The 19,806-nt window shown below is 37.7% G+C and carries 14 protein-coding genes; 9 read left to right on the top strand and 5 right to left on the bottom strand.

The window, feature by feature from the left end; all coding sequences use genetic code 11:
- Positions 1–34: 34 nt before the first annotated feature.
- The 3 genes from AC012T_RS21830 to AC012T_RS21820 form a co-directional block, all read right to left on the bottom strand.
- The gene (locus tag AC012T_RS21830; protein ID WP_487060777.1) at positions 35–2,473 is read right to left on the bottom strand and encodes a hypothetical protein; all 2,439 of its coding nucleotides are present in this window, start codon (positions 2,471–2,473) and stop codon (positions 35–37) included.
- 265 nt (positions 2,474–2,738) lie between these two features.
- Positions 2,739–3,161, bottom strand: a complete 423-nt coding sequence (locus tag AC012T_RS21825) for a hypothetical protein (RefSeq protein WP_487060776.1) — start codon at positions 3,159–3,161, stop codon at positions 2,739–2,741.
- 859 nt (positions 3,162–4,020) lie between these two features.
- The gene (locus tag AC012T_RS21820; RefSeq protein WP_487060775.1) at positions 4,021–6,222 is read right to left on the bottom strand and encodes a PhoX family protein; all 2,202 of its coding nucleotides are present in this window, start codon (positions 6,220–6,222) and stop codon (positions 4,021–4,023) included.
- A gap of 901 nt (positions 6,223–7,123) precedes the next feature.
- Between AC012T_RS21820 and AC012T_RS21815 the strand changes: the two genes are divergently transcribed.
- From AC012T_RS21815 to AC012T_RS21805, 3 genes are all read left to right on the top strand, one after another.
- Positions 7,124–8,092, top strand: a complete 969-nt coding sequence (locus tag AC012T_RS21815) for a glycosyltransferase family 2 protein (protein ID WP_487060774.1) — start codon at positions 7,124–7,126, stop codon at positions 8,090–8,092.
- A 100-nt stretch (positions 8,093–8,192) separates the two neighbouring features.
- Positions 8,193–9,572: an AAA family ATPase gene (locus tag AC012T_RS21810; RefSeq protein ID WP_487060773.1), complete on the top strand. Its 1,380-nt coding sequence runs from the start codon at positions 8,193–8,195 to the stop codon at positions 9,570–9,572.
- Positions 9,562–10,119, top strand: coding sequence for a hypothetical protein (locus AC012T_RS21805; RefSeq protein ID WP_487060772.1), 558 nt, complete (start codon positions 9,562–9,564; stop codon positions 10,117–10,119). The genes AC012T_RS21810 and AC012T_RS21805 overlap by 11 nt, the downstream gene beginning before the upstream one ends.
- 156 nt (positions 10,120–10,275) lie before the next feature.
- Here the strand turns inward: AC012T_RS21805 and AC012T_RS21800 are convergent, their stop codons facing one another.
- Together AC012T_RS21800 and AC012T_RS21795 are read right to left on the bottom strand one after the other, a co-directional pair.
- Positions 10,276–10,638: a type II toxin-antitoxin system RelE/ParE family toxin gene (locus tag AC012T_RS21800; protein ID WP_487060771.1), complete on the bottom strand. Its 363-nt coding sequence runs from the start codon at positions 10,636–10,638 to the stop codon at positions 10,276–10,278.
- Entirely contained in the window at positions 10,628–10,873 is a 246-nt protein-coding gene (locus tag AC012T_RS21795; RefSeq protein ID WP_487060770.1) for a type II toxin-antitoxin system RelN family antitoxin, read from the bottom strand. The genes AC012T_RS21800 and AC012T_RS21795 overlap by 11 nt, the downstream gene beginning before the upstream one ends.
- 261 nt (positions 10,874–11,134) lie before the next feature.
- On the opposite strand from AC012T_RS21795, the gene rpsB reads away from it, so the two are divergent.
- From rpsB to AC012T_RS21765, 6 genes are all read left to right on the top strand, one after another.
- Positions 11,135–11,929: a 30S ribosomal protein S2 gene (gene rpsB, locus AC012T_RS21790; RefSeq protein ID WP_487060769.1), complete on the top strand. Its 795-nt coding sequence runs from the start codon at positions 11,135–11,137 to the stop codon at positions 11,927–11,929.
- Between the two features lie 41 nt (positions 11,930–11,970).
- A complete protein-coding gene (tsf, locus tag AC012T_RS21785; RefSeq protein WP_487060768.1) occupies positions 11,971–12,915 on the top strand; it encodes a translation elongation factor Ts in 945 nt (314 codons plus the stop codon).
- A 165-nt stretch (positions 12,916–13,080) separates the two neighbouring features.
- Positions 13,081–13,908, top strand: a complete 828-nt coding sequence (locus tag AC012T_RS21780) for a hypothetical protein (RefSeq protein ID WP_487060767.1) — start codon at positions 13,081–13,083, stop codon at positions 13,906–13,908.
- Between the two features lie 111 nt (positions 13,909–14,019).
- Positions 14,020–16,485 (top strand): ATP-dependent DNA helicase RecG, encoded by a 2,466-nt coding sequence (recG, locus tag AC012T_RS21775; RefSeq protein ID WP_487060766.1) that lies wholly within the window; start codon positions 14,020–14,022, stop codon positions 16,483–16,485.
- A 44-nt stretch (positions 16,486–16,529) separates the two neighbouring features.
- Positions 16,530–17,009, top strand: coding sequence for a hypothetical protein (locus AC012T_RS21770; RefSeq protein ID WP_487060765.1), 480 nt, complete (start codon positions 16,530–16,532; stop codon positions 17,007–17,009).
- The gene (locus AC012T_RS21765; protein ID WP_487060764.1) at positions 17,006–19,780 is read left to right on the top strand and encodes a KGGVGR-motif variant AAA ATPase; all 2,775 of its coding nucleotides are present in this window, start codon (positions 17,006–17,008) and stop codon (positions 19,778–19,780) included. The genes AC012T_RS21770 and AC012T_RS21765 overlap by 4 nt, the downstream gene beginning before the upstream one ends.
- The last annotated feature ends 26 nt before the right edge of the window (positions 19,781–19,806 follow it).

The raw sequence follows: 19,806 nt of genomic DNA, 5'->3' as shown, positions 1-19,806 counted from the left end.
CATTATTATAAGATATGTAGGTTAAAAACCCTCTTTAAAAATTACTCCTCAAAAACACGGTAAATATATTCTCATTTATTTTCAATTCATTACCAGTCAGATCTCTGCCATAGTCATACTCATTATTTCTCCAGGATAGGTTGAGTGTAGGACTATTCTGATTTGTACCAAGTCTCAATCGCGCTCCAGCACCATAGACAGAACGAGCAGCATTTTCATTTACAGGATTATAATATGCAGATAATGAAAAATTATTACTAAATTGAATACCAGCACTTGTTACCAAAGTATTTTTAAGTGAATCGGGCAAAACATCCCCAAAATAGTTAGTTAAACCAAACCAAACATTACCTAAATTCACCCTAGCTCTAACTGTAATTGAATTTACAAAGTCATTGGGGCGAGTTTCTCTATCAAAAGCATAATTAACTCCAGTGGATAGAACTAAATTACTATTCCGACTGAAGGCTATACGTTTACCAACACTACTTGTTACTTGACTGTAGTAATCAACATCCGGATTAATATAACCAATCACACCCCCAGAAAAATTCCATCCATTTGCAGTATTTTTAGTAAAATCCACTCCACCATAAGCCTTAATTTCGTCTTCTGCACCTATTACACCTGTATAATATCTCAACGCTTCCTGTGACCCTGTGATATTTCCTGTGAAACTCAGATGTGGAGCATATTTTGTTTCTTCTCTATATCTGTTAGATGTGACATTATTAACTTCTTGATTGAGAACTGTGACATAAACTTGAGTATGGAAATCTTGTAAGTCGAGTGTAGAAAAAACTTGATTGTTAATATTAGAAACAAAACTCGCATTAGAACCATATCCCCCTTCTCCACCACCAGAAGCTAAAACTGTCTGAGTTCCAGTTTGTTCAAGACGAGTAAAAATATCAGATCTGCGTTTGATAATAGGTGATGCACCTAACCAAATACCATTGAAGGTAGCAGCAGGTACTTGCCTCAAATTTGCCGCTTTTGGCGGTACACTCTGCGCTCTAGCCATTCCTCCGTGATAAGCAGTCAAACTATTAGCAGGAATCCTGACATTATTAGCAGCTAAAAACAAATTATTATTGACATTGGAATTGACTCGATTTTCTGAACCGTCAATATCAGGAACAATATCAGGCAACAAACTATATCCCAATTGCAAAGCTGTATTCAATAACGTATTATCATCATTTAAAATGAAGCTAAAACCTCTTACTGTCCGACCCATTACAGCTTCACGGTCATTAACTTTCACAATCTGTCTAACTCTAGAATAAATTGCTACAGGTGTATTATCTATTTCTTCTTTTCTAGTGATAGAAAGCTGATTTCCAGTGCTATTACCAATCAATGAACCTGTATTTGGTAAAAATAAATCTATGCCAATTTCTTGACCATTAGCACCAGATTGAAAACCTGGTTGGCGAATAGCCGCTATTGTTTCTGCTTTGACGATATCACCTACTTTTGAAGTTTGAAAAATTCTCCTGGGTGTCAGGCTTTCAGGATTAATATCAGCAGATTTCAATCCAGGAATATATGTGCATATTTGATTTGGATTACCACCAGGTAATATGCATGAACCTATCATACTGAATTGAAGATGTGTACCCAATACTGTCTGAGGTTCTCGGAAATTAACAGTAACTTCTCTGGTTTTTCTTACAGTTTGCAGTTGTAAATATTCTCCTATTTGGTCTACAGTCAAAATATTATTTTTTGTCACATTTTCTTGTATTTGTCCGTTAATTTTAACAAGTCCATTGACATCAAAAGTAGTATTTTGATTATTGCCAAAGCTAGAACCTAGATTTAGTTGGCTATCAGTTAAATGATTAATCAATTCCCCATTTAGTGGAATAGTAGTTGTCCGGGGATGAATTTTTTGCTCATTTGCAACTCTGGGGTAAATAATATATTCTTGTTCAGTTTGGGGTATTTTTTCTGTTGGTAATTTTTGTTCAATATCCAATTCATCAACTGTAGGTTGTGGATCTACCGGAGGATCTAGTAGATCTAATTGCTTGTTTCTAGATTCTACTTGACTAATTTTATTAGAAGTACAGGAATTAACTTGATAATTATTTTTGGCTAAATCCGTAACTGCGGTAAATTTTGTTGGTTCAGTATTATTAGACAAACAAAATGGAACTTGGGAATTAGTGCTTATTAAATCTGTTACTTTTGTCTGCTGACTAAAATTAGATAAAGATGCTTGTAATTGATTTTCTGAATTTGACACAATTGTCAAAGCTTCCAAATTAGCAATTAAGGCGGAAGTATTTTCAGATTCAGAGATTTCTGATAATTCTAATTTGTTATTATTATTGATACTTTCTATTTCTAGTGTATTTGTGGATATATCAGCACGAACTGTTTTAGGAAAGGATATTGTTATTGTACTAAATAATAATGCCAGGACAAGATTTAAGTTTACGCGCCACAAATTTATCATATACATGGTTAATATACCTGCAATAAACACCCGGTGTTATTAGATTTTTTTAACGGTTACGCCAAAAATTACTATTTGATAATCTATGGTTTTATCAGACTTACAATGATGGCGATTTTATTTATTGACAGGGTAAGCTAGAGACACGGATAAATCATGTCTCTAACAGATTAAGGAAGTGGTTAAATTCTAGATGAACGCACTAAACATTACTTAAATTAAGTGAGAGATCATATTCTCTATTAAGTAAATGATTTAGGAGTTGAAAAAACTAAAAACCAGTTTCAACAGATCCGATGGGAGTTTCGGTGAAGGTAGCAATAGAGTTAGCTTGGCTAGTTTCTAAAGCAGTATCTGCGCTACCTTTAAGAGTGACGTTGTTGTAAACTTCTTGTTCAGCATTTACACCATCGTCAAAGGAATAAAATCCACTATCGCTAATTAATTCGATTACGCCAGCACTTCCCAAAGCAGCCGCTGAGACAACACCAAAGTTACTGGTGGCTGTAGCAGCTGCATCATTTTTACCAACAGATCCAGCAGCAGCCATTCCAGTTACTAAACCATTAGCGTCAAGTGTAGCTGCTACCGCTCCAGCAGCACCACCTTCACCAGCAGAAGCTACAGAACCAAAGCCAAATAAACTAGTGGAAACTGTAACTAATGCGATCGCTACTTTTTTGTTCAATTTCATCGGCTTCTATTCCTTTTATTGAAAGTTTAATTTAGTCGCAATCTACGCATCTTACATCTGTGCTGTGGGAAATTTCACTATTTAAATTACTGTTAAAGCAAGCGATTTTATCAACATAAACTGTTGAATTTAAGGTGTGATTACTGTTCAGCATCTAAGGTGAAAAACATTATATTTCAACACAATTTAAGTTAAATTTTGATTAACCTTTGCAGTGCGTAGATCTTGCAACAGAGTTATATTACTTTTAAGTAATTATTTAGTCAAGCCGTAAAAAAATATTTTAATTAATTATTGATAGCAATAAAATAACCGAACAAAACTTTATTTATTTTTTCAAAACATTAGATTAAATCAAGGCTAAGAAAAGATAAAACTTGAGTTTTATTTTCATAACATTCCTATTTTCGATGCAGCAAATTTCACGAATAAATAAATCAGGGTACATTTTTATAAATGCACCCTCATCAAGTAACTTATTTTACGGTGATTTTCGGGTAAATGAACCACATTTTTATATCTCACTCAAAGGCGCAAAAATGCAAAGAAAGAAATAGAAAAATTAGTGTGTGGTACAAATACATGAAACCCGCTGTAAGCTCTGTTCTTTAATTGAGTCTCAATTACTAATTAGTCAATCAAAACATCTAGGTGAAGCTCGTAATAGGTAATTCATATAGCGTTTCCCACTAAGCGTGATATACAAAATTACCCCTCCCCAACCCTCGCCTTACCAAGGGGAGGGTGCGCGATAGCGCGGCTGGGGTGTATTTCATGAGCTTGGGAATTGCTATAGTACAGTTCCTATTTTTATCCTGTTCATCCTTTAATCGGTGGATATCCTGATTCTGACCAAGAATTAAGTACCAATGATGCCACCGTCATTTTTTGTGATTACCACTGTCGCAGAACGGGGACGACCTTGTGGTCCATAACCTTGACTGTTTGGCCAATTGCTATGAGTTGTAGGATTAGCAACAGTTCCGCTATCGCCTGGGTGCTGAATATTAATGAACATAGTTCTGTGATCAGGTGTAGTAGTTATACCAGTCACTTCACAATCTGTAGGAGCAGTTAAGAATCGTTTAATCTCTCTTGGGTTATTAGGGTTGGCACAAACCATCGAGTTACCACCGATGTTAGTATAAGCACCTGTCCCATCACCTGCTTGATCAGTTTGAATCCACAGACGACCGTAGGAATCGAACCAAAGACCATCTGGTGAGCCAAAGTCGTCACCATTAATGTTACCTTGACGAATTGGATCGGGGTCTTTTTTGTCGCCAGCCAAAACGTAAATATCCCAATTGAACGTGGTAGCGGTAACACTACGTCCAGATTCGCGCCAACGGATAACATGACCGTAAGAGTTATTAGGACGCGGGTTAGCGGTATCAACAGGGGGGCGTGCAGTACCTCCTGGGGTTGTGCCGTCTGGGTTGTTTACGGAGACAGGTTCTGTTCCGCGACGAGAGTTGTTGGTCAAAGTACAGTAAATTTCAACTTCATTGAATCCACGAATGCGGGGGCGGACACCAACCCACTCTGGACGATCCATCATGGTCGCGCCAACTCTATCCGCAGCCTGTCTGGTTTTAACCAATACTTCAGCTTGGCTGTCAAATCCATTTGCTGGTGTCAAACCACCTTGACCCCATACCAAAGGTAACCATTGACCGGTACCGTTGTCATTGAACTTAGCAACGTAAAGAGTACCGTAGTCAAGTAAATCACGGTTAGCAGTCCGAACCTTGGGATTGTATGGTCTAGAGCAAACGAACTTGTAGATATACTCATTAACGTTGTCATCACCCATGTAGAAAGCCAGAATATTGTTGTCATCAACAACATATTGGGCGCTCTCATGTCTAAAACGACCCATAGATGTGCGTTTAACTGGTTTGCTTTCGGGATCGTAAGGATCAATTTCGACCATCCAACCAAACAAATGAGGTTCGAGGGGATTGTTGTAAGCATCAAAACGTGGATCAACCACAGGCCAACGATAACTAGACGCGGAAGGAATACCGTGCCTTCTTTGTCCGTTGAGAATATCAGCCTTTTTACTGGTTAGACCGACAGTTGCTAGTGCATCGTTATTGACATCGGCAGTTTGTCCAGAAGCAAATGTCTGGTTAGCAAAATAGCCTTGGAAGTTTTCTTCCGCAGTCAGGTAAGTACCCCAGGGAGTTACACCGTTAGCGCAGTTGTTGACTGTACCATAAGCGGTGTAGCCATCGTTGATGCCAATTTCAAATGATCCATTAGGTTGAATGGAAAATTTCTTGGATTTCATCAAGGCATCACCCGCAGCAGGCCCAGAAACTCGCATCTCTGTGTTACCTGTAATGCGGCGACCATAACGGGAATTGCGGTCAACACTCCAGTTATTACCAAATCTGTTTTTGGATATTTCTACAACAGATACACCATGAGCAGCTTGAGACTTTCTTGCTTTCTCAATGGTCATGGTTTCGTTGCTTGCATTACCACCGACATGAAGGAATTGCTCTTGGGTATATTCGTGGTTAACGCACAGTAACCCGCTGTTATTGTAAGCATTACCTTCAACAGCTACTGGCAAACCTGCTGTCCGGTTGAGAAAGCTTCGTCCGGGTAAGGGGAAAAAGTGCATACCATCATGGTTTTCCCCCATTTGCTTTTCCTGTGCCGCAGCATTTTGGGAAGCATCTGGTAACCAGTTTGGCGCACCGGGCATAATGGGATCACCCCATGCAACTAAAACTTTGGCTGTGTAACCTTTAGGAACAGTGACGAGATCCTTTTCTAATAGTCCTGTTGCTGGGTTGCGGAGATTTGGCTTGATGCTCTCGAAGCCAATACCAGCAAATCCAAGTCCCGCAGGAATTGTGGCTGCTTCTACGGTTTGGAGAAAACCACCAAGGGTCATATCACCTAGTACAGTCATTACTGAAGCACCTACAGCCGTTGTGATAAATCGTCTGCGTTTTATGCTGACACGATCAATTACGTCCAGGATTGACTCGTTACCGGATGGGTTGATGGTTATATCGTTCTTAGGATGAAATTGACCTTTCATTCTTGGTTCTCTACTTTAATGTTTACAAGGTTGCGATCGCAATCCAAATCGAAACGTGAGAAAATACGGTGATAAAAAGTGTGTATTTACAAGACTTTCAGCCATTTTCTTGCTCACAAATGATTGAGGATTGCTATGATTTAGCTCATTTCTCACTAGCAGGATTCAGTCTAGTAAAGAAAAACCTACAGATTTACAGAAAATTTGCTGATATTTTTTTGACTTTTAACAGCCATGAACCTTTAGTTAATAACAGGTTAAAACTGAGAGTGAGCTTTAGTTAATAACAGGTTAAAATTGATTTTTGCTGCTCATACACGCAAGACTTATCAAGTCCATCTCAAATTTAAGTAGCAAGCATTAATATCAGGTTATATATTGATTAATTCTAATTTATCAATCAGTATTTTTTCAGTTAAAATACCGTTTATCGTTCAACATATTATTTCTACTACACTTATATTTTGCTATATAACGATTAGACAAAATCTCTCTAACACAACTTTAGAGAATGTTTGAACACTTTGTTGTGTGGGTTCTCAATCAATTCTGATACTTTTCAAACATCCTCCTATTAATATTCTCAGTCTGAATCTTTCTACTTAAGACTTATTAGCAATAAAAATAATTTTCAATAATAAGGTTGTTCAATAATTCTTAAATTCTTAGAAGATTGTATATAGGAGTCCTATTTGATTTTTGAACACACTCAGTACACCTTGTTGTAGCAACTGACGCGATAGGTATAAATAGGTATTTGAGCAGTTTTTCACGTAAGTCCTAATTCCAGTTACATTTCAAACCAGAGTATTTCATACTATTTTGTTACAAATCCCCCTGCTCCCTATCACCAAATTTAGATCAGGAACAGTGAAAAGTACTCTGTTGTCCTATCCTGGAAATGGATAATTTTGTTGTGGGTGAAACTGTGTTTTTCAGCGTTATTATACCGACTTACAATCGTCTCCCTATTTTAGAAAAGTGCCTCCGCGCTTTGGAGGTGCAAGATTTGAGTACATCAAGTTCTGTTACGGATTATGAAATTGTCTTAGTAGATGATGGTTCTACTGACGGCACTTTAGAATGGTTAGCAGCACACGAAGAAGAATTTCCTCATGTACAATGTTTTCAACAAAACCACGCTGGGCCTGCTGCTGCTCGTAATTTGGGGGTAGAGAAAGCGCTGGGAGATACAATTATCTTTATTGATAGTGATTTGGTAGTGCTGAAGAATTTCCTACCAGCTCATGCAGATGCCTTAGTGCAGGGAAGGGAGAAATTAGGAAACGACAGCTTTTTTACTTACGGTGCTGTAATTAACACTTGCAACTTTGAGAACCCTACCGCAGAACCTTATAAAATTACAGATTTTTCTGCTGCTTTTTTCGCTACGGGTAATGTCGCTATTCCTAAACATTGGTTAGAAAAAGCTGGTTTATTTGATACTGGCTTTCAACTTTATGGGTGGGAAGATTTAGAGTTAGGGGTAAGGTTGAAAAATTTAGGTTTACAATTAATTAAATGTCCTGAAGCCGTTGGTTATCATTGGCATCCACCTTTTAGTTTAAAGCAAATTCCTAAATTAATTGATCAGGAAATTCAACGCGGACGCATGGGAGTTTTATTTTATCAAAAACATCCTACATGGGAAGTAAAAATGATGATTCAAATGACTTGGTTTCATCGTTTGTTGTGGGGAATACTTTCTTTAAATGGGGCATTAAATGAAAGAACGATGGCTCCATTTTTGCAATGGTTGATTGATTTGGGTAAACCGCAGTTGGCTTTGGAAATTGCGCGGATTTTCTTGAATTGGTATAATGTGAAGGGGGTTTATGCTGCTTACAAGGAGAGTAAAAAAGCAGGATAAAGATTTATTTCACGCAGAGACGCTGAGGCGCGGAGAGAGAAATGCAAGAGAATATAATGAGAATGTTGAGATGATCAACTAAAATTATGAGGGTGAAATTATGAATCAGTCTAATTCTAAGAATGGTAATGAAAAGGAAAGTTTAAAAGGAATTACCAGAATTTCTGTCAATGGCTATAAGTCGCTTTATGATGAGTGCAGTATTGAAGTACGTCCGTTAACAATTTTGGCTGGTGCTAATAGTTCGGGAAAGTCAAGCATCATGCAGCCTTTATTGTTGATGAAACAAACTCTAGAAGCAACTTATGATCCTGGTGCTTTATTACTTAATGGATCTCATGTTCAGTTTACTTTGGCGGCACAGTTATTTTCTACTGTGCCTACTAGAAAAGTTAATAATCAATTTTCAATTAAGGTTGAAATAGAAAATAATCAATCTATTACTAATCTATTTAAAAAACATCCAAGTAAAGCAATAGAATTAATTAAAATGATATATGATGACGGTATAAATGAATTTATTCTTTCCCATGATATGTCGTCAGAAGATATCGTAAAAATTTTACCTCAAGCATATATAGATATATCTAAAGCACTTCAAAAAAGAGTAAATAAAATTAATAATGAGAATAATTTCATATGGAGCGTTAGCCGTCAACGTTGTTTTTTTGGAGTTGGTTTTAAAGGGGCAAAAAAAATAATGTTCCCATTTCTGGATGTTTTTACTCCGGGTCTTTCTAATTTATGGGAAAAACATATTAGCCAAATAATACACTTACCTGGACTACGAGGCAATCCTGAACGTAACTACAAAACCACAGCTATAGGTAGTGAATTTACTGGTACATTTGATAATTATGTTGCTAGTGTTATTAATCACTGGCAGAACACTAGAAATAATAAACGTCTTCAAGACTTAGGTAATGCACTGGAAACTCTTGGTCTAACTTGTAAAGTTCAGGCTAAACAAGTTAATGATACACAAGTCGAGCTTCGAGTTGGTCGTCTACCACGAAACTCTGATGCTAAAGATGATATGGTCAATATTGCTGATGTTGGTTTTGGTGTTTCCCAAACTTTACCAGTTTTAGTTGCTTTGCTAGTCGCTGAACCAGGACAATTAGTTTACATTGAACAACCGGAAATTCACCTTCACCCCCGCGCTCAAGTTGCTATGGCGGAAATATTAGCAAATGCTGCAAAAAGGGGTGTAAAAGTAGTTGTCGAAACTCATAGTGATAGATTAATTTTAGCAATTCAGTCTTTAGTTGCTGAAGGTAATTTATCGCCAGATTTAGTGAAACTTCATTGGTTCACACGCCAAGAAGATGGTACAACAAGAGTCAATAGTGCTGATTTAGATGAAACTGGGGCTTTTGGAGATTGGCCAGAGGATTTTGGTGATATATCTCTACAACTAGAAAACCGTTATTTAAGTGCTGCGGAAGCTCGTTTAATGCAAGGGATACATGGGGGATAAAGTAGATTTTAAGCGTTTGGTAATTGATGCTTCTGTTGCACGTTCATGTGGTACTAATGAAGCAACTTATCCAACTTCAGTAAACTGCCGTAATTTTCTGATGGCAGTTTTGCAAATTTGTCACCAAATTGTGATGACACCAGATATTAAAAAAGAGTGGGATAAACATCAATCACCATTTGCTCGAAAATGGCTTACTCAAATGGTGGCTAAGAAAAAATTTAAATATTTAGATATTTCGATTGATAGTGATTTATGGACTCAAGTAGAAAGTCTTGCTGCCAATGTGAGTAATAAAAGAATTGGGGAAATGACAAAAGATTTATGTTTAATAGAAGCAGCACTGGCAACAGATAAAATTGTTATATCATTAGATGATAATACTGCTAGAAAGTTTTTTAGTGAAGCTTCTATAAAAATAGAGGAACTAAAGGATATTGTTTGGGTAAATCCAGATAAAATAGAAGCAGAACAGCCGATTGAATGGCTAAGAAATGGGGCTGAAGCAGAAAGCTATCGCTTACTAATCAACTATAACCACGATTAGTAAGGTGCGTCAGTTGTGTAGATTATGATAGCAAAATCGAGGCATCCCTTCAACATAGGCAACGATTGTGCTACCCTAGTAAGTAGGTTGATTTGAGGTAACGTTCGCGGAGCGTGGCGTTAGCCATAACCCAACATTTTATATCATTGGCTTTTCTTATTCATCTCTATAAAATTCGTCTAAAATAGAATTAATATCATGATCAGTAATATCTTGTTGTTCAGATTTACTGTAAATTGTTAACAATAAAATGCTGGTTTCAGATTCCAGTAAATAAATTACCCGATAACCAGCACTTTTACCTTTTTGAATATTACTATTTTTGACTCTAGCTTTATAAATATAAACATCTTCATCAAAACCAGTTAACCTATCTCCTAATAAATTGCCTTTTTGCAATTCTGTAATGAAAGACTGAGTATCAGAACGAATATTCCGGTATTTTTTAGCTAAAGATTTTAAATTTCTCTGATATTCAGGAGTTAAATCAATCTTAATTAAGAAAGAATCATTCTGCATCAATTCCTTCCCACATTTTTTCTAAAGGTATTCTTTTTCCTGCTTTTGCTTCTTGTAATGCTGTTTTTAAACTTGCTTTAATTTCCACAATGGGAGTATCATCAGGATCAAATTCAGTTTCATCTGATACAAGGATAATTACTCTGACTTGACTAGATGTATGAATTTCTAAAGGTTTATCTAATAATAATTGACCTTTTTCATCAACTTTTCCCATGACTTCAAAAGCTTTCATTACTTGACCTCAAATAGGTGTGGTAAAATTATAGCAAGATAAATAAATATTAAAAACCTTAATTAAATTGCTGCTTTTTTCATTTCCATTTACTGTTAATTGTGTAGATTATGATATAAAAATCGAGGCATCCCTTCACATACGCCACGATTGTGCTACCCTAGTAAAGTTAATTAAAAATTCCGCACATCCGGGGATTCGGGTGTTTCCGTTATGGAAATGCGCCTGGGTGGAGGTTTAACCCGAATAGGAGTTACAAAAATGCCTGTTGTTTCATTGGCTCAAATGATGGAGTCAGGGGTTCACTTTGGACACCAAACCCGACGTTGGAACCCAAAGATGTCTCCCTACATCTACACTTCTCGCAATGGTGTACATATCATTGACTTGGTACAAACTGCCCAGTTGATGGATAATGCCTACAACTATATGCGATCGCAGTCTGAGCAAGGGAAGAAATTTCTGTTTGTGGGTACAAAGCGCCAAGCAGCAGGAATTATTGCTCAAGAAGCTGCTCGTTGCGGTTCTCACTACATTAACCAACGTTGGTTAGGTGGAATGCTCACCAACTGGGCGACAATCAAAACCAGAGCAGATAGGCTCAAAGATTTAGAACGTCGAGAAGAAAATGGCGCACTAGATTTATTACCCAAGAAAGAAGCTTCAATGCTGCGTCGGGAAATGACTAAGCTGCAAAAGTACTTGGGTGGTATTAAAAATATGCGGAAAGTACCCGATGTTGTGATCATTGTTGACCAACGACGGGAGTATAACGCAGTTCAAGAATGTGAAAAATTGGGTATTCCTATTGTGTCCATGTTGGATACAAACTGTGACCCAGATGTAGTAGACATTCCTATCCCCGCTAATGATGACGCGATTAGATCAATTAAGTTGATTGTCGGTAAATTAGCAGATGCTATCTATGAAGGTCGTCACGGTCAGCTAGAAGCGGAAGGTGATTATGACGATTATGAAGGTGCTGAGGGAGATTACGACTATGACGAAAGCGATTACGCTGACGCAGTAATTCCCGACGAAGAAGAGGAAGAATAAGCTAATGAAGGATGAAAACTAAAAATAGGAATTGAGGCAACATGGCGGAAATATCTGCAAAACTCGTCCAAGAGCTACGCCAAAAAACCGGCGCTGGCATGATGGACTGCAAAAAAGCTTTGAAAGAAACTGAAGGCAATATAGAAGAAGCCGTAGACTGGCTGCGTAAAAAAGGTATTGCGTCAGCGGGTAAAAAAAGCGATCGCATTGCTGCTGAAGGTCTAGTAGACACCTATATTCAGTCCGGTGGTCAGGTTGGTGTACTTATAGAAGTCAACTGCCAAACAGACTTTGTTGCCCGTAACGATGCTTTTAAATCTTTAGTTAAGAACCTGGCACAACAAGCAGCAACTGCTGATAGTGTGGAGTCCTTGCTGGCTCAACCCTATCTGGAAAAATCCAGCGTTAGCGTTGACGAATTCATTAAAGAAACAATGGCTACCTTGGGTGAAAATATCCAAGTACGGCGCTTTGTCAATTTTGCCCTACCAGCAGGCACGCCAGGGGTAGTAGACAGCTACATTCACACTGGAGGCCGAGTTGGGGTGTTGCTGGAACTGAACGCCCAAACTGAGTCAGGAGCTGGTAATGAAGATTTCCAAGACTTGGCTAGGAATGCGGCAATGCAAGTTGCGGCTTGTCCTAATGTCGAGTATGTCACCATAGACCAAATCCCTGCCGAATTTGTCCAAAAAGAAAAAGACATCGAAATGGGCAAAGATGATTTGGGGAACAAACCAGAGAACATCAAAGAAAAGATTGTTCAAGGACGGATTGACAAACGCCTAAAAGAAATCACTTTGCTAGATCAACCTTACATCCGAGACCAAAGTATCTCGGTGGAAGAATTGGTGAAGCAAGTTAAATCTAAAGTAGGTGAAGACATTAAAATCAATCGCTTTGTCCGCTATGTTCTAGGTGAAGGTATCGACAAGCAAGAAATGAGCTTTGCTGACGAAGTAGCGGCTCAAATGGGCGCTAAGTAACTTAGTCATTAGTTAGTTGTTTAGTTGCCTAATAACTACTGAAAATACAGGTCTAGCAAGCTTTGCTGGCCTGTATTTTATTGGAATTCAGTACACTAGAGGTAGTAGAAAATTTCAAATCCTGTGTTTGTGAATTTTTTAGAAAATGGAAAGTAACGAGAAGATATGGCCAGAGCAATTGAGCGAATAGAACAAGATATAACAATGCTAAAAGAGGCGATTAGAGCGATCGCTACAGAACTCCATAGCAGTTATGTTAGCTATTTAACTATTTTGGGGGCAGCTTTACAAAAACAGTTAATTTTGGCTGTTTATCACCTTTGCACCCAGGGATATTCTGACAACTTTCTCCAATTGTCCCTAAATCAGCGGCAACAATTGCAACAAGGCATCCGCAAATTGGGTCAAAAAGCAGCTGTGCAGCTACTAGATTATCTTAAAGCTGAAGAAGTTGAAGAATCTGAAGAAGTTGAGGAAGTTGAGGAAGTTGAGGAAGTTGACGACAATCGAAAATCCGAACTCGAAAATCCAAAATATTTAGACCCTTCTAACCCGATAGAACTAGTTCAATGGCATGAGGATATAGAGGAAGCGATTCAGGATACACTGAAAAAAGTCTCTCATGATGCTAACTTTTTGATTCAGAAAGCTGGGATCTTACCCAAAAAACTACCAGAACCGATTTTAGCTGCCGCTGCGGCAGCGTCAGAAGCATCTGCTGAAGTTATACCTGGGCCACCCAACCTCTTAAATTTAGTAATTGAAATAGGTAATGAGGAAGAACCAGATGATTCTAGTGTGACGCAGCTGATAACTATTAACTTGCGACTAGGAGAAATTGAATTTGCGGATACCACACTGTTGTCAGGGCGCAAACAAATTCGTAATATTTTAGTACAGCTAAATAAGGCGGGGCGAGAGTATCAAAAAAAGCAACGGGAACTCAAAATTTCTGAAGCTGAAGCTGCATGGCGTGCTAGTTGGTTTGAATAGAGTACCGAGTAATGAGTACCGAGTAATGAGTCATGAGTGTAGATAGAAATCAATTAATTTCAATGCCCAATGCCCAATGCCCCATGCCCCATGCCCAATCCCCAATGACCAATGACTAATGACATACCCGATTGGATAAGATTGCATAAAGCCTTGGCAGTAGAGGCCGAACATGGTTTCACGGATTTGGTGGGTAAGCAATACCGCTTCAGTGAATTTCTCAGTTTGACTTTTGGGAAATTTCCCCAGGCTTTACCACCAAAAGAGCGATCGCGCTGGCATCAAATAGCCATGCAATTTGCTGAATATCCAACTTGGGGTGTACAAGTCAGACAGCATTTAGTCGCAGAAGTTAGAAGATACCTCTACCAATTACAGCAAGAACTGGAAGAGGGGGAGCAGGGGAAAATATATCCAAACAAAACCCTCAATCCTACAACCCCAATTGTGGCCGAAGTCAGTCGGGGATTAGCACCAAAAATTGACCAAAAACTCAGCGAATTGCCAGAAATTGGCTTGAGAAAAGCTGAAAATTTGGCGCGTTTAGATTTGTATACTGTGCGTGATTTGCTGTTTTATTATCCCCGTGATCATATTGATTATGCACGGCAAGTCAATATTCAAGAATTGCAAGGTGGTGAAACTGTAACGATAATAGCGACTGTGAAGCGTTGTAATTGTTTTACTAGCCCTAAAAATAAGAAATTATCAATTTTAGAATTGCTGCTCAAAGATAATACAGGGCAAATTAAAGTTGGGCGCTTTTATGCTGGGGCGCGTTTTAGTAGTCGTGCTTGGCAGGAAACTTTAAAACGCCGTTATGCTGTAGGTAGTGTGCTGGCAGCTTGTGGGTTGGTAAAAGCTGGTAAATATGGTGTAACGCTGGATAACCCAGAACTGGAAGTTTTAGCAAATCCCGGAGATGCGATTGATTCGCTGACTATTGGCAGGGTTGTTCCTATTTATGCTTTGACTGAGGGAGTGGTAGCGAATACGGTACGTCAAGCGGTAATTACGGCCTTACCTGCGACGGTGAATTTGAAAGACCCCTTACCTAGTGGTTTGCGGCAAAAATATGGTTTGATGGAATTGAAAGATGCGATCGCAAATATTCATTTCCCTGAAGATAGCGATACTTTAAAAATAGCCCGTCGCCGTCTAGTATTTGATGAATTTTTCTATCTCCAATTAGGCTTACTGCAACGTCAGAAAAAAGCCAAAGAAATTCAAACTAGCGCCATTCTTGCACCCAAAGGACAACTATTAGAAAATTTCCACAAAATTCTCCCTTTTCAACTCACCGGCGCACAGCAAAGAGTTATTAACGATATTCTCAACGACTTGCAAAAATCTACACCCATGAATCGGTTAGTTCAGGGTGATGTCGGTTCAGGTAAAACAGTTGTTGCCGTTGTGGCTATTGTGGCAGCAATTCAATCAGGTTATCAAGCGGCTTTGATGGCTCCCACTGAAGTATTAGCAGAACAACATTATCGCAAATTAGTTAGTTGGTTTAACTTGCTACATTTGCCAGTTGAATTATTAACAGGTTCGACAAAAACAGCCAAAAGACGAGAAATTCACTCTCAATTAGAAACAGGTGAATTACCTTTGTTAGTTGGAACTCATGCCTTAATTCAAGATAAAGTCAATTTTCAACGTTTGGGTTTAGTTGTAATTGATGAACAGCATCGTTTTGGGGTAGAACAACGAGCGAGATTACAGCAAAAAGGCGAACAACCTCATGTTTTAACCATGACAGCGACTCCCATTCCCCGGACTTTGGCGTTAACAGTACATGGTGATTTAGATGTTAGTCAAATTGACGAATTACCACCAGGAAGACAACAAATTAAAACCACAATGTTAAGTGGTCAACAACGACAACAAGCTTATGATTTGATGCGTCGAGAAGTTGCCCAAGGTAGGCAAATATATGTAGTTTTACCTTTGGTGGAAGAATCAGAAAAATTAGATTTGCGTTCAGCAGTTGATGAACATAAAAAGTTACAAGAAAGCATTTTTCCTGATTTTCAAGTTGGCTTATTGCATGGTCGCATGACTTCAGCAGAAAAAGACGAAGCTATTACCAAATTCCGCGATAATGAAACGCAAATTTTAGTTTCTACTACTGTAGTTGAAGTCGGTGTAGACTTGCCAAACGCAACTGTGATGCTCATTGAACACGCGGAAAGATTTGGTTTATCGCAACTACACCAATTACGAGGACGTGTGGGACGAGGTGCAGCGCAATCTTATTGTTTATTAATGAGCAGTTCAAGAAGTCCTGATGCTCAACAACGGTTGAAGGTATTGGAACAGTCACAGGATGGGTTTTTTATCTCGGAAATGGATATGCGTTTTCGAGGCCCTGGGGAAGTGATGGGAACTCGTCAATCAGGTGTAGCAGATTTTACTTTAGCTAGTTTGGTGGAAGATGAGGAAGTTTTGCTGTTAGCGCGACAAGCAGCAGAGAAAGTAATTGATATGGATGTGGATTTAGAGCGTTGGCCGTTAATGAAGGATGAGTTGAAGTATAGGTATGCGCGGTTAATGGGTGGAGCGATTTTGACGTAAAATAACTGAGTAAAATCTTATTTACCTGGAATAATAATAGCTTAATGGCAATACCTTTCACAGACAGAGAAATGGAAAGAGCATGGCGTGGAAATTTTTCTGCTTATCAAAAAACACTCCCACCCTGTACTAATGCCCATAGGTTACTATTATTTTATGCTGTTGAATGTGGACTTAAGGCAATGTTCATGAAGCAAAAAAAGCGTAAACGCACTGATTTATGCCCAGAAATTGCTGAATGCCAACATAATATAAATAAATTGCTAGATTGTCTAAATGCAGAAGGGAATTTAAGACTACCTGAAGTACGTATGGAGGATATCCCAGATAGGAGAAATAATAAAAAGAATAAACAAGAGAAGAGGAAATTAGATAGTGGACAGATTAACCAAATGTGGAGATATGGAGGAAACGTCATTTATACCATTACTAAAAAAAATGAAAAACAAGCAAGCGATGAAGATATAGAGAATAAACTGTTAGTAATAGCAAAATGGATTGCAGGAGAAATCGAAAAAATATGAATGGACTCAAATTATTCACTTGGCTAGATGTTAGAAGAATTATTTGGGACAAAACTAACTATGGTACTAATCTACCAAAAGGAGTGTTAAAAATTCGCTCTTACTCAGATAGTTTAGAAATATATCTTCTTAATGAAGAAAATCGAGACAATGCTGTTATTGCTTTAAAGGAATGGTTTAAAGATTGGTATCAGCAAGAAGATTCTGTTATTCAATTTGACCTTGGTGATGCTACATTACCAGTAGAATTTATCATTGGAGAAGAAACTTATATAACTGATATTGTGGTACGTCCATTTTGGGAGGAAATTGCTTATCTACAGAGTGATTTAGGAACAGAAGAAGTAAGAAGAAATAAAGTTAAGCTTCCAGAACCATATACTGAAAAACCTGGTTTAATAGCTTTTTATTCTTTTAAAGGTGGTGTAGGTAGAACATTAAATTTAGCAGCCCATCTTTTCGCTTTGCTAGATAGAGCTAAAGAGTTAAATGAATCCATAACTATCTTGGTGATTGATGCTGATTTAGAAGCTCCTGGTCTTACTTATTGGAATGCTTTTGAAAAACAACAGCCTGAAGTTTCTTTTATTGATTTCTTAGAAGTTTACCACTATCCAACTATTGAAAGAGAAGAAGCACTTTCATTATTTGCAGGTGAAGTGAAAAAATCAGCTAAAAATGGCGATAAATCAACAATTTATTTCTTACCCGCTTGTCTTAAGGATGAACAGCTACTAGATACACCTATCCTACCTGAACATTTGGTTAGAAGTCCAGATGGAACTTGGGAATATGGCAATGCTATCTATAAATTAGGTCAAGTTGTTAATGCAGATTATGTTTTTATTGATTTGAGAGCAGGCTTAAGTGAAATATCCAGTCCAATAATTTTTGATCCAAGAGTTCAGCGGTTTCTAGTTACAACAATCAATGATCAATCTATTAAAGGCACAAGTCTTGTTTTGAAACAAATTGGTAAAGTAGCACCGTTGGAAGCAAGCGTAAAAGATAAAACATACTATGATCCATCAATATTGATTAGTATGTTAAAAGAAGAATTTAAAAAATTACCAGCATTTGATGATGCCTTAGTAGAATTGATATCTGCTTATGTCCAATCACAAGAAGATACGTTAAATGAGCCAAGATTGGAGATAAAAGAAGCTTATTTTGCGGAAGAATTACTTTATGTAAATAACTGGGAAGATGCACGCTCAAAATTAAATTCAACTTCAGTAATGAGAATTGCTAGAGAGTGGGCTAAGGGACAGTTAATACATACGTCCAGTGAAGAATCAAGGTTAAGTTATACAGAAGAAGCGGATATACTAGCAGAAGTTCGCCAACTTAGGAATGTGAGTCAGCTTTATGAATATGCTGAAAATGGAGAAGGGGAAGATTTATTAGTAACAGAACCATTGAAAAACTTAGCGACTAATTACAAAGAGCAATTACCTTGTGTAGTATCGATTGGAGCTAAAGGAGCAGGCAAAACTTTTAATTATGTTCAGTTGTCACGTTTTAAATATTGGGAATCATTTTTGAATAAAATTGACACTACATCGACAAAATCAGAATTAAAAACATATATATTTCCTCTGCTTCAATCAGGCAACCTTCTCCCTAAAGCTCAGAATATAACTAATGCAGCTAGAAGCAATGTTAGAGCAGCTTTAAGCGAAAATGTACCTGAATTTTCACCTGATGGCTTCAAAACTAAAATTCAAAAAGCTTTATCGAATACAGACTGGGCAGAACCAGAATGGACAGAATTTTGGATTAGTCAAATATCAATAGCTATAGGTATTAACAGTGACGAGGGAAGCGTTAATAATCTGAGCAGAATAAATCGTGAATTAAAAAATCAAGATTTACGAATAATCTTTCTTTTTGATGGACTAGAAAACATTTTATCTGAGATTTCTTCTAAACCAGAACAAAGAAAAGCTTTAAGAGCTTTGATTCAGAATGTACCAGAGCAGTTATCTGAAATACGGCAATCTAATCTTGGTTTAATCATATTTCTCCGCCGTGATTTTCTGCGTTATACAATTAATCAAGACTTGAAACAGTTTGAAAACCGTTACCGTCCTTACGATTTATCCTGGGATCAAGAATCTTTTTTGAGGCTAGTTTATTGGATCTGTAGTAAAGCAAATGTAATAAATGCAAACAAAAATATTGACAGTTTAAGCAAAAGCAAGCTTACAGAAGAATTACAGAAATTATGGGGCAAAAAACTCGGTACAGATAAATCTAATGAAGCCTACACTGATTCTTGGATATTTGCGGCGTTGACAGATTTTAATAACAGACTTCAAGCCAGAGATGTTGTACGTCTTTTATATCATGCGGCTGCTATAACGGTAGAGAGTCCTCAGGAATTAAAATTTGTAAAGTGGTCTTCTGAAAACCGACTCTTACCTCCTCAAGCTATCCGTCGAGCAATTGAGCCGTGTAGTAGGAAGAAAGTAGACGAAGCAAAAGAGGAATATCCAATATTTAGAACATGGGTTAATGAAACTCTTCGTACCTTTACTCCTGAACAAAAGAAAATTCCTTTTGCTGTCGAAGAGTTAGGTATGGATCAGCAAACTGTGAGAATGTTAGAAGAGATGGGGGTCATTTACGAAGATAAAGAAAAGGAAGATACAGCGCGTTTTTATATGCCAGAAATCTTCCGTGAAGGTCTAGGATTTTCATTAGCTAGTAGAGCGCGTCCTCGTGTACTAGTACTAAAACGGAAGGCATTAGGAAAAGTAATTTTGTAATTATTTTTTATTATTAGGAGGTGCGA

This window comes from Anabaena sp. EIM26 (genome assembly GCF_057568715.1).
This window is presented reverse-complemented; position numbering and strand designations above follow the sequence as displayed.